Raw genomic sequence first — 15,378 nt, 5'->3', positions numbered from 1 at the left:
TAACCGTTTTCTTATAAAGATACAATCCTAATCCAGGAAGTCGCTTTCGATTTCCTGGATCATTTTTTATGTATGGTCGGCCTGTGAGTGTCTCCGCTTCTGCACAAACACATAGATCAGTTCGGTTAGGAAAGCGGCGGCGATTCCCGACCAGAATAATATCTGAGCGGAAAACAGAGATCCGGAAGCAAAGGTTTCGTAAGAGAAGTTGATGAACAGAACAATCAGGTACGTATAAAAACCGACATAAATGCCTTTGTTCCATCCTTTTTTCTCCTGAGCTGTCATGGAACGGAAGAAAATCGGCTTACCCATTTCCTTTCTCTTCTTTCGTAAGACTCATCGTTATGGTCTTCTTCTGAAAACCGAGCGATTCATAAAGTTTAGATGCGTCATTCCCCGCATAGACGCTCAAGCGGATTTCCCGGTACTGCTGCTGAAGACGGCTGATCCCTTCTTCCATAAGAGCCCGGCCGACATCCCGGCCTCTGAATTCCGGAAGAACAAACAACTCATAGATGAACCCGAACTTCTCTCCGGAAAAGGTATCGCTTTTCTCTCCCGACAGCAGCCAGCCAAGCAGCTGTCCCTGATCGTTCTCTGCGATGATGTACGTTCCCCCTTCATCAAGAACCGGCCGGACGAAAGTTTTCGCCTGCTCCTGCCCCACCTTGACCGTACGCATGGTCCCTTCATAAATCATTTGGTGCGTGTGTGAAAGGACCCGGTCATATTCGGAGCTTTCCAGTTTCCTAATCTTCATGCTATCCCTCCGCTTTATGGTTTGATATGAACCCTTGTATTACTTCCTCCATTTTACCTTACAGAAAAAAAAAGAAAACCCGGATGGCGTCATCCGGGTCAGTCCTCTGTATTTAGTTTCCTGTACACCCGGTAAAAGGCGGAAAATGATAGAAACGCAATGATGGAACCTGTAAAAATCGGGATGATCAGCGGGAAAATATACAAGCTGACCATCAGCATAAACCCTGCACTTACCGCAACAGCCACAAACAGAACAGGACTTGTAATGGTAATCAGCAGCGCCTGCTTCATGACGTGCCGGGCTTTCATATCATAGTGAACCATCACAGAAAAACAGTTGATGGTATACACGAATAAGAGAATGCCGAGAACAAGGAAAACGTTCATCAGAAGCTGGTTCACAGCAGAGAAATAGTACAGATCCGCCACAAGCAGTCCCCATAAAACCGTAAGGAACGTTCCAACCGCCGCACTGGTTTTATAGTTTTCCTTATAATAGCTCCAATAAGAACGCCGGGATGCTTTCTCTTCATCTTTACGGACCCACTCGCGTGCCTGGGCAAACAACGCAGTCGTTGCCGGAAAAAAAACGACGGGAAGCAGAATCACCAGTGGTGGAAGCAGATACCATAGATCCTGCAACCCCGAGCTGTACAGCAAACTCAGCAGCAGCAGTCCAACGGGAAGGTTGAAGAATGTCCAGGACAGATTGGCCAGGGCCAGCCGGCTGATCCATTCACTTACGGCATATAGTCCTCCTCTTACTCCTGATGTCTGTTCCATCGTTTTTTCCCCTTTCCAGCGGCTTTATTTGTCCATGTCAGCCAGCCTTCAGGCCCACCACATGTCCGTTGCCGGTTCCTCTATCATCACATCTTTTAAGTTCTTCACCGCAGCTTGGAACCCTTCCTGAATGGACATGATCGGATCTTCGTGTTCAATACTCACCACATGGTCATATCCGAACGTCCTTAGAGCACTGATGATATCAGACCATTCTTTCGTCCCATGGCCGTATCCGACAGAACGGAAGCTCCATGCTCTTGTTTGCACGGCTGCGTAATTCTGCATATCCGTCAGGCCATACATGTTCACGTTTTCCTGATCGATGTACGTATCTTTGGCGTGGAAGTGGTGAATCGCCTGTTCACGACCCAGAATCTTTATCGCTGCGACCGGGTCGATGCCCTGCCACCACAAATGACTCGGATCCAGGTTTGCACCAATGGCTTCTCCTGCAGCTTCGCGGAGCTTCAGCATCGTGTATGGCGTGTGGACGAGAAAACCGGCATGCAGTTCCAGGCCGATTTTCACGCCATGCTCCTCAGCGAGCCGAGCCTGCTCTTTCCAGTATGGAATCAGCTTCTTCTCCCACTGCCATTCAAGAATATCAGAATATTCCGGCGGCCACGGAGTCACCGGCCAGTTCGGAGCGGTGTCATTTTCGTGTCCTCCCGGTGTTCCGGAAAACGTATTGACGACAGGTACGTCCATCAGGCCTGCCAGTTTGACGGTTTTAACAAAGGTGTCATGACATTCCTCTGCAAACGCTTTGTCAGGAGAAATGGGGTTGCCGTGACAGCTGAAGGCACTGATCGTCAAACCTCTGTCATGGACTTTTTGAAGGTATTCTTTACGCTTGTCTTCACTTTCCAGCAGTTCATCCAGGTTGCAGTGAGCATCGCCTGGATAGCCTCCTGTCCCGATTTCAACGGCCTTCAAGCCGGATTCTTTCGCATGATCGAGCATGTCTTCAAACGATTTATCAGAAAAAAGGACGGTAAATACCCCTAGTTTCATTCAGCATCCTCCGCTCTATGGTTTAGTTTAACACTTGTTCCGGTTTGACTGCTTTCATAAATGGCTTCCATCAGCCTGGTGACTTTCAGTGCCTGCTCCGGTTTTACGACAAGCTCTGCCTGGCCGAGACACGCATCAATAAAATTCTCCGCTTGAAGAACCCCGACTTCCGGCTCTCCTTCACGGATTTTCGCTGAGCTGTCAAACAAGGCACCGTATTTCGCCTGGTATAATTCAAACGGATAGACACTCAAGCCGCCTTCCGTGCCTGAAATGGTCAAGGTTGTATGGTCTTCCTTAATGTTCGCTGCCCATGAACACTCAAACTGGAGCGACTCGCCATTTTCAAACGTGATATAGCTTGTTACATGATCATCTACGTTAAAGGTTTCATGATCAAAGCTGCCCCAGTCATTGACAAGTCCCGGTGTCCTGCTCAGCCGGTCATAAGTCCGGCCCGTCACTTCAACCGGTTCCGGATCATCCAGAAGCCAGAGAGCAAGATCAAGGAGATGACAGCCGAAGTCGATCAGACTTCCTCCACCCTGGAGGTCCTTATTTGTGAATACACCCCAGCCGGGAACTTTACGGCGGCGCATAGCCTGGACTCTCGTCACGAAGGCCTCCCCGATTTCATTGTTCAACAAAACTTTCTTCGCCAGCTGCGCCTCTGGAGTAAACCGGTAGTGGTAGGCAATGTCAAGGATGCAGTTATTCCGCTCTGCCGCCTCGATCATCGCCTCTCCCTCTGCCGTTGTCATGGCCATCGGTTTCTCACAGAGCACATGGACCCCGGCTTCCAGAGCTGCAACCGCAATCTCTGCATGGAACTTGTTCGGCGTACAGATCGTTACAGCATCCACTTCCTGGAACATATCTTTATAATAAGAAAAGACGTAGGGGATATCGAACGTCTCCGCTGCCTCTTCCGCCCGGTCACGGTTCACATCCTGAACGGCGGTTAATTCTACTTTTCCGCTTAATTCAAGGAAAGAGGGAATATGCCTCCCCTGGGCAATTCCCCCCGCTCCAATGATTCCCATTTTCAACCGAGTCATTGAAGAGCACGCTCGATACGACTGATTTCCTTCGTTTCCCCTGAACGGACCGCAGCAAGGATCAGTTCAAGTGATTTCAGACCTTCTTCCCCAGTAATGAGTGGTTCCGTGTCATTGAGGATGCTGTCGACAAAATGATCAATCACCTGCGTATTCGTCTGACCGCCTTCGTCATTCGACTGGATTTTCCCAAGCTGATAATTCACGATGTCCCCGTTCGTATACTGGGCAATCAGGGAGTACACAGGATCGTCCTCCAGACGCAGCGTTCCCTTCTCTCCATATATGACTGTGCTGTTATCCTCGTGGGTATTGTAAGCCCAGCTTGCTGTCATTGTTCCGACGATGCCGTTTTCTGAGCGGAGGATACAGACCGCATTATCGTCCACCGTGATATCTTTTTTCGCATTGTTCTCGACAAAGCCGGCCGCTTCGACAAATTCCTGTCCGAGGATGTAGCGGAGCAGATCGGCTTTATGTACACCTAAATCCCCCATGGCACCGATGAAAGCCTGATCTTTCTTAAAGAACCAGCTGTCTTCCCCTTCGGCACTCCAGCCTTCCGGACCGCCGTGCCCGAAAGTCGTACGGAAGCTGTACACTTTTCCGATGCTGCCGGACTCAATCAGCTCCCTGGCTTTCTGATGGGACGGCACAAAACGCTGGTTGTGGGCAATCATCAATTTCTTTCCATTCTTTTCTGCCGCAGCGATCATGTCCTCCGCTTCCTCTCTTGAAGTAGCCATCGGCTTTTCACAGAGCACGTGCGCTCCCTTGTTCAAAGCGGCGATGGACACAGGAGCGTGCAGGTAGTTCGGCAGGCAGACGCTCACCGCATCTATATCTTCTTTTTCTAAAAGATCTTCATAATCCGTATAGATTGTAGCTCCATACAGCTGCCCTACTTTCCGGGCCCGTTCCTCAGCGATATCACAAACCGCCTTGATTTCCACATGTTCATTCGCTTCATATTCCAGCAAGTGACGGTTCTGGGCGATGCTTCCGCATCCGATTACAGCAACTTTCAGCATTGTCATCGTTACAGCTCCTTTATGATTTACTCGTAATGTTTTCTAAAGGCTGGGCATTTCCATAAACCGGCTTCGGCGTGTCTGCGTTACGGACGTAGTTCACACCGTTGCGGATGACTTTTTGTATTTCTTTGTTGTAATAGGTTGGATACGTTTCATGACCTGGACGGAAATAGAAAATCTTTCCGCGTCCGCGTTTGAACGTGGCACCACTGCGGAACACTTCGCCGCCTTCAAACCAGCTGAGGAAGACAAGCTCATCCGGCGCAGGAATATCAAAATGCTCTCCGTACATCTCTTCTTTTTCCAGTTCGATGTATTCCCCGATCCCTTCAGCGATCGGGTGGGTGGGATCGACGACCCATAGACGTTCTTTCTCATCGGCTTCCCGCCATTTCAGATCACAGGAAGTCCCCATCAATTTCTTAAACGGTTTGGAAAAATGGCCGGAATGAAGAACGACAAGTCCCATCCCGTCAAGGACACGCTGCTTCACCTTCTCAGCAATCTCATCCTGGACTTCGTCGTGGGCTTTATGGCCCCACCAGACGAGGACATCTGTTTCGGCAAGGACTTCATCTGTCAATCCATGCTCCTCTTCATCGAGGGTGGCTGTTTTCACCTGGGCATGATCTTCGCCCAGAAATTCTGCAATTGCGCCGTGAATGCCGTCGGGATAAACATCAGCAACGACCTGGTTTTCTTTTTCATGTCGATATTCGTTCCATACTAGTACATTCATTCTTTCCATCTCCTTTTCCTTTATCTCTGTTTGATTTTTCTATGGATCATGCTTTTTTCTGTCTGCTACGCTCCGGCCTGCAGGACGACTCCCGTTCCACGATTCTTGTAGGGATGATCATGCTTTTCTTGACCATATCCGGACGTTTGAGCAGGTCGATCAAGCTGGAGGCTGACTCATGTCCAAGCTGGATCGCCTGCGTATCCACCGTCGTCAGCGGGGGATCAGCGAGTCTTGACACCACCGTATTGTTAAAGGCGGCGATACTCATCTGTTCCGGAATAGACACTCCTCTGCGGGACAAGGACCGCATAACTGTGAGCGCATTGTATTCGTCAGTGAAGATTAAAGCTGTCGGTATCTTTTCAAGGACCAGGAGCTGTTCAGCAACCTGATCGGGATCCTGTTTGTCTGATGGATCATTTTTCAGCCATTTTTCATCAACCGGCAGCCCCTGATCCTTCATGGCGGCGCGATATCCTTCCAACCGGTCGCGGGCGACTTCAAATTGGGAGTTGCCTCCGACATATCCGATTCTTTCGTGACCAAGTCCAATCAAGTACCGGGTCATTTCCTTACTGGCCTCTACGTTATCGTTGTCTACATACATCGTCTCTCCCGGTCGATCGACAGGCTTTCCAAGCACAACAAAAGGAAAGCTGGATTCTCTTAAAAACGGAACGACTTGATCGTCTTCCCTGGAGTAAAGCACGAGCACACCGTCCACACGTTTTCCCTGGACCATCTTGACGACTTCCTGAAAAATCGCTTCCTCTGTATTCCCTGTTGTCAGGTACATGCTGTAGTCCCGTTCATGGCAGGCATCACTGATTCCCCGTAACAATTCGGAGAAAAACGGATTTTCGAAAAAGTGATCAGAAGAAACTTTCGTTACGATGCCGATGGTCTGCGTGGACTGGCTGACAAGGACACGGCCGTTGTAGTTCAGGTGATAGCCAAGCTCATCCATGACTTTCCGGACTTTCCGCTTCGTTTTTTCACTGATTCTCGGACTATCCGAGATGACACGGGATACGGTAGATGGCGCGACGCCGGCCTTTTTGGCCACATCCTTGATTGTTACGGACACGTTCATCTACCTCCCTTCTTCGTTTATTTAACAGCACCCTCTGATACACCATTGATGATCTGCTTCTGTGCGAAGAAGTATCCGATGATGACCGGCAGGATGGCAATGGTAAGTCCAGCCAGCGCCAGGTGCCACTGTTTCGTATATTGCCCGAAGAAATAGAACATTTTCAACGGTATGGTTGCGTTGGATTCGTTAAGAACAAGGGATGGAAGCAGGTAGTCGTTCCAGATCCAGATGACGTTCAATATAGCTACCGTAACGGAAATCGGTTTAAGCAGCGGGAAAATGATGTACCAGAATGTCTGGAAGCGGTTCGCTCCATCGATGATAGCCGCTTCATCCAGGGATTTCGATACTCCTGTCATCGCTCCGTGATAAAGGAAGATGGAAAGACTGCAGCCGAATCCGAGATACATGAAAATCAATCCGCCGGCATTCAGCATGTCCGCCTGTCCAAAGATCGATACAAGCGGAATCATGACCGACTGGAACGGAATAAGCATCGCGGCCACAAAGATGAAGAAAATCACACTGCTCAGCTTACTTTTATTTCTCGCCAGCGCATAACCGGCCATGGATGAAAACAGGATGATGATCGCAATACTGAACCCTGTAATCATGAGCGAGTTGAAAAGAGACTTCAGGAATTCAAGATCAACAAACGCTTCGACGAAGTTTTCAAAAACCGGTTCACTCGGAAATCCGAGTACCCCGCTGAAAATGTCCCGCTTCGTTTTGAACGCATTGACAATCATCAGGTAAAATGGCGAGATCCAGATCAATCCAAGCAGAAGGCCGAGGATTTCTATCGATAGTAAATTTCTTCTCTCTTTGTTCTTCTTCATTACATCTCAACCTCCCGCTTCTTGTTGTAATACACCTGAGTCAATGCAATCACAGCAACGATCAGGAAGAAAATAACCGCTTTTGCCTGGGCATAGGCCATATCGTTGTCAGAGAACGCTGTACGTACGATTTCCATCGCTACCATCTGCGTGGAGTTGAATGGTCCACCGTTGGTCAGGGACAAGTTCTGGTCGTAGATCTTGAAAGCCATGGACAATGTAAGGAACATACTAACCGTAAACGCTGGTGCGACCAGGGGGAACGTAATATTTTTGAAGCGTTGGAAACTGCTTGCTCCATCAATTTTCGCCGCTTCAATCAGTTCTTTCGGAATGTTTTCAAGGTAAGCAATGTAGATGATCATGATGTAACCAGCCATCTGCCACGCTGTCAGAATGACAAGACCCCAGAAGCCGGTATTTGTGGTGGACAACCAGCCTTCAAAACCTTCGATTCCTGTAATTCCGGCAATATCACCGAACACACTGATGAAAATGAACTGCCAGATAAACCCGAGGATCAATCCACCGATCAAGTTCGGCATAAAGAAGACGGTCCGCAGAAGACTGCTTGATTTAATATTCCGTGTCACAAGCAGGGCCAGGCCCAGTCCCATCACATTAAGCAGGACGACCGTAATGAGGGCAAATTTCACAGTGAACCATATGGAATCCACAAATTCACTTTCCTGAAACAGGTTGATGTAGTTCTCAAACCCGATAAAAGCTGTAGCCGTAATTCCATTCCAGTCTGTAAATGAATAGAAAAGACCGTAGAAGAATGGGATGACGACGACAATCCCCAAACCAAGAATAACCGGTGTCAAAAACAGCCAGAATGATAAGCTGCGGTTCTGCATGTACAACTCCTCCAATACATGATGCGGTAGATGCCGCTGGTTATGGTATCGATTTCATAAAAGAATAGGATCAAAACATCCCATCTATTAACATACTTACTTCAGCAAATATCCTAATAGAGGAGAGTTTTATAGTTCCGGCAGCGGCATGGCCGCCGCCGGTCACCAACATCCATTTACTTACGGGCTTTCTCCCAGGCTTCTGTTGCTCTCTGCTCCACTTCTTCCCAAGTGATATCGCCGGCAATGTATTCCTGCATCGCTACACCCATCGCGTCTTCTGTCCAGCCTGTAGGAGCGCCGAGGAAGACCCATCCAAGTGTATTGCCTTCACTTGCGTACTCGTAGATCTGCTGGGAAATCGGATCGGCAATCTCAAGATCTTCGTACCCTTCGTAAGCTGGAATGAATTTGAACTCTTCTGTTACGAATTTCTTACCTTCTTCAGATGTGTACATCCAATCAAGGAAGTCTTTACTTGCTTGAACCACTTCATCTTCAGACTCTTTGTTCACAACCCAGTAGTTTGGTACACCGACAGGAATGCTGCCTTCATAACCTTCCACCGGAATAGGCAGGATGCCTACGTTGTTTTGAGCGAATTCTTCATCCATGGATTCAACGGTATTGTATACCCAGTTCCCCTGCTGGATCATAGCTACTTTTCCAAGGGAGAAGTTTTCTTCCACCTGCTGGGAATAATCAAGGCTCAAAACAGGTTGGACGGAATATTCTTTCTGGAGATCGGTGAAACGTTTCATCTGATCACCCATTTGGAATTCGACTGTATCGGCTTCATAGGCTTCCGTCACACTGTGATTGAACTCATCCGCCAAGTATGCGTTGGAAAGGTGGTTCCCAAGTACCCACTTCTCTTTTGCTGCGAAGGCGATCGGTGCTTCGATGCCAAGCTCATCCTTCTTGGAATCAAGGGTTTCCAAAGCTTCTTCAAAGGCATCAAAGGTTGTAATTTCTTCCGCGTTGATTCCGGCTTCTTCAAAAACTTCCTTGTTATAAAGCATGCCGTAGCCTTCCTGGTTGAATGGAAGTCCCAGAACCTGATCATCGCGGGATACGCCTGTCAAGGTTCCTTCCAATGCAGCTCCAGCGGCTTCTGTATCAGATAAGTCAGCAAGGTACTGCTCGTATTCATCTACATCTGTTGGTCCGCCTACGTTAAAGATGTCAGGCTCTTCCCCGGAGGAGAAGGATGTTTTCAAGGAAGCTCCGTAATCATTTCCTCCACCCACTGTTTTTACGTTGATATTTACATCAGGGTTTTCTTCTTCATACATGGAAACAAGCTCTTCAAATTGATCCTTGAATTCTACTTTGAACTGGAAAATATCTACAGTTGTCTGATCGCCGGATGCACTATCAGAGGAGCCTGAATCTCCGCTGCTGTCAGAACCGAAGGAACAGCCTGCAAGAGCAACAGTTGAAGCGAGTACAGCAGTAGCAAAACCCGAATAAAGTTTGTTCTTTTTCATTACATCCACCCCTATTTTCTATTAATCATTGAATCCGCTTTCATATCACATGAAAAAAAGAGAACCATTCCGGCGGTGTTGTGCAACGAATCGTGCATACGTTTGCACAAATGATATTAAAAAAAGCTCGCCGGCTTGTCCATTGAATATAAAGAAGAGTGCTTGATATTCATGTGAATACGTTTGCATAAAATTCAATGACCACTTGAGTTGATTAAATCATAACATGTGCCTGTCTTAAACACAACACCATTTTTCAAATAATTCCTGAAACGGGCAGCGCTTTCAAAAGACCGTTTCCTTCACGGTTATGGGAAGCCCGTCCCCAACATAAACTAATGAAATGAGGTGATCGATATGAAGAAAAAGAACAATTCCATCAACTGGGAAGCTTTCTCTGAAAATGTTGAAAAAGTTCTGGGAGAAGACTTCTGGAATGATATGCATCACGTCATTCCGAAACGCGGACCATCGTATGATTTATTCGAAACAAAGGATCAGGGGGTCGTTGTCGTTGAACTCCCCGGGTTCAGTAAAAATGATCCACTCCATCTTTCCCAGCAAGGGACACACCTCATTATTCAAGGCGAAATCACACCTCATTATCCAGTACCTGTAGAAGAGCTCCATCACAATGAACGAATGAAAGGGAAGTTCAAAAGAGTCATTCCGATCCCTTTCCATTTTGCATTCGAGGATGTTGTCACTTCCTATAAAGAGGGCCTGTTGATTATTACTATTTTCAAACGTCCGCATCGTCAGGAGATGAAGATCATTTTTGAAGATTAATAATGCAGAAAAATTTCTTTTTCATCGGTTTGTTTTTTCTGCAGACGTATCTCAATCCGGCCTTCCCGATATTGGGCGTAGACGTTTCTTCTGCTGGTTGCCGCCGGAAGTTTAATGGTCATCCGGCCGGCTTCCACTCCCTCCACATACAAATATCCGCTGCCGACACTCAGTCTGATCATATCCGGATCCACCGGATGACTGAGGGATACTGTAACCACAACTTCATTCATCAGTTCCACGACCTTCACCTGATCCAGCTCCTGTTCTTTCCTCAGGTGTGATTCATGGTGAAAAGGAGTAGAAGACAAAGCTTCCTTCATCGACTGTTGGAGAAAGTCATTCATTTTATCGCCATTCATCCAGTTGGGAACGGGACCGTTCCAGCTGCCATCTTCACCACCAACCGGATTGAACCATTTCATAAAGTCCATCATGCTTATCTTTCCCTTTCATACATTAGTCATAGGAGGTGATTTCATGAGCCGCATCCATTTTGGTCAGCTGTCGATCCACCAGGTTTCCAAATCCTCAGGAGTGTTTTCAGGTACGAATTTCCAGTCCGGCTTCAAGGCACACGCCCGTGTGTATGAAGGGAATGGAAAAGTCGTCGGGCATCGCAACTCCCTCCTCCATAATAAACACTTAATAATGAAACGCCCTTCTGCCGATGGGGATTAACCGCTATGTTTTTTTCACGAAAGCGGCGGGATTCCAATAAAAAAACAGATGACTTGGAAAAACAGATTGAAGAATTAAAAGCAGCTCTGCAGCAGGTCAAGGGACGTCCGATCGAATACCACATCCATATCGACCATGTAACAATCAAGGAACCTTCTCTGGAACAGCTGACCTTCCAGCTTGATCAACTCGATATTGAGGAACTGAGCGGTGCATTGAACATGGGGAATAACTTCGGGGTCCATGTAAAACCCAAGGCCTCCCCCGCACCCAAGCTTAGACAAACCAATGACGGCTTAAAATTCACCTTCCCTTCCAAGGAGGAGTAAGATGGCTTATTTATCACCGAATTTCTTCATCGGAAGTATCCGGATCGGAACGATCGAAAATGCTTCCTGCCTGAACATGGGGAATAACGTACCCACAGGTTTTGAAGGACATCAGAAACTCAACCAAGGGTTCGGAACCATTCACGGGGACGGAAACACATTGGAAGAACTAAAATCCATCCTCAGCGACTCGGCGCTGCTGGATTTCATGTCCAAACAAGAAGACACGGAACTGCCGGAATGGATTCAAAACATGATGGAAGAAAAAATGAGAGAGGCTCAGGAAGCTGAATAGTTCCCGGGCTTCTCTTTTTTCTTATGCTCTGAACTGTAACTGGTGACAGGCATATCGATCAGATCATTGTCATACACCACATTGATGTTGCACGAAAGAATGTTGCCGTCTCCAATCACGCTGCCGAGCGCTGCATTTAGTTTTTCATGACTGCTCCAGTTTGACTGGGTATTGGGTCCGACGAAGATGCCCGAGTTCTCTACAATCTGATTAACATAAATAGAATCGAAACGAATGTCGATATGCGTCCCTCCTACACTTGAACGTTCGGTTGAGGGTTATTCACCGTAGGGTTATTGATCGGAGTATCTGTGAAGTCATTATCAAAAATCGTATTCACATTATTGGTGGCAATGAAAAAACCGACAGGAATACCAGCTGCATTATTGTTCTTGCCCTGCCACGACCAGTCCGGCTGATTATTCTGACCAGTGGATATCAGGCCATTCTCGCTTAGTGAATTGACAGCAATCTGATTAAAGACGACGGATACAGGCATTTCTATTCACCTCACCTTTTCTAGACTATCCTATTCCCCCGTCACTGGAATGTGTCACTCCCCGAAATCATCGACCTCCATGTTATAACAATCGAAACATAAGGGTATAGAAACGTGAACGTCCTGCTTGAAGACCACTTCCTCTTCCAACAGTTCCTGCTTGCAGCTCCAGCAAAGGGAACGGAATCCATTCAGGGTTTTCAAAGTATGTTCAACCGTCGTCACCTGGATCACTCCTTTCTGTTGGTTGTAGTATAGGGGATTTTTTCAACGATGACGAACGCCGATTCATCGTCATTCAACGGAGATTCGGTTTACTTTTTTTCCTTTGGCTTATCGTTTTTTCATTTTTGGAAGGATTTTGGAGTGTAAAACGCAAAAGTGTCTATATAAAAAGAAAGGGGAATGAAATCATGACCACCATACCATTCGCTGTCCAGCTTTATACATTAAGGAACGAAACAGAGAAGGATTTTGAAGGAACGTTAAGGAAAGTAGCAGATTTAGGATTCCAAGGCGTTGAGTTTGCCGGTTTCGGTGGACTTTCCCCTGAGAAAGTAAGCGCACTTCTGGACGAGCTGGGACTGAAAGCAGCTTCCAGTCACGTTCCACTTGAGGAACTGAGGGGAAATTTGACCCAGGTGATTGAAAACCATAAAATCATCGGAAGTCCTTACATCGTGTGTCCTTATATTGAGGACAGGGAGCCCGGGGATTACGAGGTTCTGATTGAAGATTTGAAAAACATCGGCGCTATCTGCCGTGACCACGGCCTGACATTGTGCTACCATAATCACGACTTTGAATTGACTCCGCTTCCTGATGGAGCCGTTCCTTTGGAAAAAATCTTTCAGGAAACCGGTGAAGAGGACGTACAGGCGGAATTTGATATCTACTGGATTCAAAAGGCTGGTGGGGATCCTGCGGCCTGGATCGACCGTTACCAGGGGCGTACACCGCTCATCCACTTAAAGGATATGACACTGGATGAGGAGCAGTTTTTTGCGGAACTGGGTACAGGAGGCGTCGATCTGGATACCATTTTCACCCTCGGGGAGAAAAACGGTGTGAAATGGTGGGTGGTGGAGCAGGACGAAAGCCGCCGGACCCCGATGGAAAGTCTTGAAATCAGCATGTCCTACGTCAAAAATAAATTCCCATCTTTACTAACAAACTGAGTGTTCCCAGAAAAAAACCTGACTGAGCGCATCCAGTCAGGTTCTTATTTATTCTGATGAATTCTCCATTTGTTAAATTCTAAAAATTCACGGAACTGCTCTTTGGATACCCCTGAATTCATGGCTTCCTGGACAAGTGTCATCCAGTCCTGATCCAGTGTTTCATCCATCGGCTCTGATTCGCCGTGAAGGAGAAAATTAATGGAAACATCAAGTTCCTGAGAAATTTTTGTCAGGAATTGTATCGATGGATTCGTCTGGATGTTCCGCTCGATCGAGCTCAAATAAGACTTTGCGACCCCTGCTCTATCCGCCAGTTCTGACAGCGACATATGTCGGTCTTTACGTATTTTCTGTATGCGTTCACCGATCATATTTTCACCTTCTTTCTATGTACTACGAGTATAGCATACTTACGGTTTTCGTTCTATTTAAAGCACGTTTTTACTTTGAAACGTGTCGAAAGTAGTAAGCCGCATTCCCCCGTTTTTTATTCTACCTATTATTATCGGCTTCGACAAAAAATTCTTTAATTTTTTGTTCTTCATCAGATCAGGAATTGATATCATCAAAAACAGAAATACTATAAACAAATCAAAAAAAAGGTGATTTGCATGCATGATATTGTAGAAGAGTTTGAAATAACCTTCAATCAAATCCACCAGCACCTGAAGGAACTGAACGGATATCCTAAAAACGACAATTTCGTAGAGCTGCTTCAGCATTCCAAACTGAAGCACAGTGTCGTCCGTGTTCATTTTGACCAGCTTAAACAATATGCCAAATTAAGAAACGCCATTGTCCATGAACGGATCAGCGGTGATTATTATATCGCCACGCCGCATGAAGATGTCGTCCATCATTTGAAGAGCATTAAAAAGGTTCTTGAGCAGCCACCTGAAGCTCTGACCTTCGCTACGCGTCCTGTCCTGTTCTTTAAGATGAGCACGGATCTGCTTCATATTATGGAGGCATTCAGCAAGCACGGGATTTCCCAGTTCCCCATCTATGATGACAGCCATCGCTTTGCCGGACTCCTGACTAATGACGGCATTGTCCGTTTCCTTGCACAGACAGCTGAACATGGAGACCCTCCCGCCCTTCACGCACAGGCCGCCGATGTTCTTGGCTATGAGAAACATGCCAATGTTCAATTTCTTTCCACGACCGCCTCAGTATTCGACTTAGAGGAAAGGTTTGAGAAGAGTCTGAATGAAGATAAGAAACTGAAAGCGGTCATTCTTACGAAAACAGGACAACCGGATGACCTTCCTATGGGAATCGTTACCACGTGGGATTTGATTAAAGTCGATAGGCGGGAACAGGATATTTCGTAATTCGGAATTTTAACTGATTAAAGATTGAATCCATGTATTCAGGAGTATATGATGGACTTAACTGACCATATAAGAAAGAGGTGGCCGACGTTGCACGAAAGAAGACAAGAACCTTTCAGATATCCATTCCAATCACCTCTCCCTGGTTTTTATAACAAGAAATTCAGCCCACAGGTGTCCGGGCCGCTTGAGGTCAATGACATCAGCCTGAACGGCATGCGCTTTACCTCCTCCCCGCAGCCTCATTTGTCGATGAGAGATGAAGTGATTATTTCGTTTATGATGGACGGGGAAACCTTCACCTTTGAAGGCCGGATCATCTGGCTGAAAACCAATGAAGAGAAAACAACGTGTGGTTTACATGTCTTTGATTACCCGGACCGTTTGAAGAATAACATTCAAAAGCTTGGAGATTCCCTGGCAGAACATCAAAAGACTCAAATAGAATCAAAGTCTCCTTAACAAGGAGGCTTTTTATATGCGCCTTTTTCCATCACCCCTTTCAAAAATCCAGGAAAGATCCGGTGGGCTGCGCACACGCGGCAGCAGGGAGGGGGGAAAACGGCCCGCTTTCCTCTGGTGGAAC

22 protein-coding genes are annotated in these 15,378 nt (G+C 46.9%); 8 read left to right on the top strand and 14 right to left on the bottom strand.

Features of this window, described 5'->3' with window-relative positions:
* Window positions 1-66: 66 nt before the first annotated feature.
* The 11 genes from ACXADP_RS04035 to ACXADP_RS03985 all read right to left on the bottom strand — a co-directional run bounded on the left by ACXADP_RS04035 (window position 67) and on the right by ACXADP_RS03985 (window position 9,684).
* Window positions 67-315, bottom strand: coding sequence for a hypothetical protein (locus tag ACXADP_RS04035; RefSeq protein WP_474969716.1), 249 nt, complete (start codon window positions 313-315; stop codon window positions 67-69).
* A complete protein-coding gene (locus ACXADP_RS04030; RefSeq protein WP_474969718.1) occupies window positions 308-763 on the bottom strand; it encodes an N-acetyltransferase family protein in 456 nt (151 codons plus the stop codon). The genes ACXADP_RS04035 and ACXADP_RS04030 overlap by 8 nt, the downstream gene beginning before the upstream one ends.
* Before the next feature lie 98 nt (window positions 764-861).
* The gene (locus tag ACXADP_RS04025) at window positions 862-1,548 is read right to left on the bottom strand and encodes a YesL family protein (protein WP_474969719.1); all 687 of its coding nucleotides are present in this window, start codon (window positions 1,546-1,548) and stop codon (window positions 862-864) included.
* Between the two features lie 48 nt (window positions 1,549-1,596).
* Window positions 1,597-2,565, bottom strand: coding sequence for a sugar phosphate isomerase/epimerase family protein (locus ACXADP_RS04020; protein WP_474969720.1), 969 nt, complete (start codon window positions 2,563-2,565; stop codon window positions 1,597-1,599).
* Window positions 2,562-3,623, bottom strand: a complete 1,062-nt coding sequence (locus ACXADP_RS04015; RefSeq protein ID WP_474970866.1) for a Gfo/Idh/MocA family protein — start codon at window positions 3,621-3,623, stop codon at window positions 2,562-2,564. Before ACXADP_RS04015 ends, ACXADP_RS04020 begins: the two co-directional genes overlap by 4 nt.
* The gene (locus ACXADP_RS04010; RefSeq protein WP_474969722.1) at window positions 3,620-4,660 is read right to left on the bottom strand and encodes a Gfo/Idh/MocA family protein; all 1,041 of its coding nucleotides are present in this window, start codon (window positions 4,658-4,660) and stop codon (window positions 3,620-3,622) included. Before ACXADP_RS04010 ends, ACXADP_RS04015 begins: the two co-directional genes overlap by 4 nt.
* A 13-nt stretch (window positions 4,661-4,673) precedes the next feature.
* Window positions 4,674-5,396 carry a ThuA domain-containing protein gene (locus tag ACXADP_RS04005; protein ID WP_474969723.1) on the bottom strand — a complete coding sequence of 241 codons (723 nt, stop codon included), beginning with the start codon at window positions 5,394-5,396 and terminating at the stop codon, window positions 4,674-4,676.
* Between the two features lie 46 nt (window positions 5,397-5,442).
* Complete coding sequence (locus tag ACXADP_RS04000) at window positions 5,443-6,486, bottom strand: LacI family DNA-binding transcriptional regulator (RefSeq protein ID WP_474970442.1); 1,044 nt, start codon at window positions 6,484-6,486, stop codon at window positions 5,443-5,445.
* Window positions 6,487-6,509: 23 nt separating this feature from the next.
* Window positions 6,510-7,334: a carbohydrate ABC transporter permease gene (locus tag ACXADP_RS03995; RefSeq protein WP_474969724.1), complete on the bottom strand. Its 825-nt coding sequence runs from the start codon at window positions 7,332-7,334 to the stop codon at window positions 6,510-6,512.
* On the bottom strand, window positions 7,334-8,194 hold the full coding sequence (locus ACXADP_RS03990) for a carbohydrate ABC transporter permease (protein WP_474970865.1): 861 nt from the start codon (window positions 8,192-8,194) through the stop codon (window positions 7,334-7,336). Before ACXADP_RS03990 ends, ACXADP_RS03995 begins: the two co-directional genes overlap by 1 nt.
* 176 nt (window positions 8,195-8,370) lie before the next feature.
* Window positions 8,371-9,684 (bottom strand): ABC transporter substrate-binding protein, encoded by a 1,314-nt coding sequence (locus ACXADP_RS03985; RefSeq protein WP_474970864.1) that lies wholly within the window; start codon window positions 9,682-9,684, stop codon window positions 8,371-8,373.
* Between the two features lie 357 nt (window positions 9,685-10,041).
* Between ACXADP_RS03985 and ACXADP_RS03980 the strand changes: the two genes are divergently transcribed.
* Window positions 10,042-10,473, top strand: a complete 432-nt coding sequence (locus tag ACXADP_RS03980; protein WP_474970863.1) for an Hsp20/alpha crystallin family protein — start codon at window positions 10,042-10,044, stop codon at window positions 10,471-10,473.
* Here the strand turns inward: ACXADP_RS03980 and ACXADP_RS03975 are convergent.
* Complete coding sequence (locus tag ACXADP_RS03975) at window positions 10,470-10,910, bottom strand: Hsp20/alpha crystallin family protein (protein WP_474970862.1); 441 nt, start codon at window positions 10,908-10,910, stop codon at window positions 10,470-10,472. The two genes, ACXADP_RS03980 and ACXADP_RS03975, sit on opposite strands and share 4 nt — an antisense overlap.
* Before the next feature lie 43 nt (window positions 10,911-10,953).
* Between ACXADP_RS03975 and ACXADP_RS03970 the strand changes: the two genes are divergently transcribed.
* The 3 genes from ACXADP_RS03970 to ACXADP_RS03960 are packed head-to-tail and all read left to right on the top strand — an operon-like array spanning window position 10,954 to window position 11,778.
* Window positions 10,954-11,154: a hypothetical protein gene (locus ACXADP_RS03970; RefSeq protein ID WP_281658960.1), complete on the top strand. Its 201-nt coding sequence runs from the start codon at window positions 10,954-10,956 to the stop codon at window positions 11,152-11,154.
* A gap of 5 nt (window positions 11,155-11,159) precedes the next feature.
* On the top strand, window positions 11,160-11,483 hold the full coding sequence (locus tag ACXADP_RS03965) for a hypothetical protein (protein ID WP_474969729.1): 324 nt from the start codon (window positions 11,160-11,162) through the stop codon (window positions 11,481-11,483).
* A 1-nt stretch (window position 11,484) separates the two neighbouring features.
* Window positions 11,485-11,778 (top strand): hypothetical protein, encoded by a 294-nt coding sequence (locus ACXADP_RS03960; RefSeq protein ID WP_474969730.1) that lies wholly within the window; start codon window positions 11,485-11,487, stop codon window positions 11,776-11,778.
* 253 nt (window positions 11,779-12,031) lie between these two features.
* Here the strand turns inward: ACXADP_RS03960 and ACXADP_RS03955 are convergent, their stop codons facing one another.
* Complete coding sequence (locus tag ACXADP_RS03955) at window positions 12,032-12,277, bottom strand: hypothetical protein (protein WP_027954760.1); 246 nt, start codon at window positions 12,275-12,277, stop codon at window positions 12,032-12,034.
* A gap of 114 nt (window positions 12,278-12,391) precedes the next feature.
* Between ACXADP_RS03955 and ACXADP_RS03950 the strand changes: the two genes are divergently transcribed.
* The gene (locus ACXADP_RS03950; RefSeq protein ID WP_474969731.1) at window positions 12,392-12,535 is read left to right on the top strand and encodes a hypothetical protein; all 144 of its coding nucleotides are present in this window, start codon (window positions 12,392-12,394) and stop codon (window positions 12,533-12,535) included.
* Between the two features lie 155 nt (window positions 12,536-12,690).
* Complete coding sequence (locus ACXADP_RS03945) at window positions 12,691-13,455, top strand: sugar phosphate isomerase/epimerase family protein (RefSeq protein ID WP_474970861.1); 765 nt, start codon at window positions 12,691-12,693, stop codon at window positions 13,453-13,455.
* Between the two features lie 44 nt (window positions 13,456-13,499).
* Here ACXADP_RS03945 and ACXADP_RS03940 read toward each other — a convergent pair whose 3' ends face one another.
* Window positions 13,500-13,829, bottom strand: coding sequence for a helix-turn-helix domain-containing protein (locus ACXADP_RS03940; protein ID WP_474969733.1), 330 nt, complete (start codon window positions 13,827-13,829; stop codon window positions 13,500-13,502).
* Between the two features lie 240 nt (window positions 13,830-14,069).
* On the opposite strand from ACXADP_RS03940, the gene ACXADP_RS03935 reads away from it, so the two are divergent.
* Window positions 14,070-14,792, top strand: a complete 723-nt coding sequence (locus ACXADP_RS03935) for a CBS domain-containing protein (protein WP_474969734.1) — start codon at window positions 14,070-14,072, stop codon at window positions 14,790-14,792.
* A gap of 90 nt (window positions 14,793-14,882) precedes the next feature.
* Window positions 14,883-15,254 (top strand): PilZ domain-containing protein, encoded by a 372-nt coding sequence (locus ACXADP_RS03930; protein ID WP_474970860.1) that lies wholly within the window; start codon window positions 14,883-14,885, stop codon window positions 15,252-15,254.
* The last annotated feature ends 124 nt before the right edge of the window (window positions 15,255-15,378 follow it).

This window comes from Halobacillus sp. AWH4_228, assembly GCF_056158365.1.
This window is presented reverse-complemented; position numbering and strand designations above follow the sequence as displayed.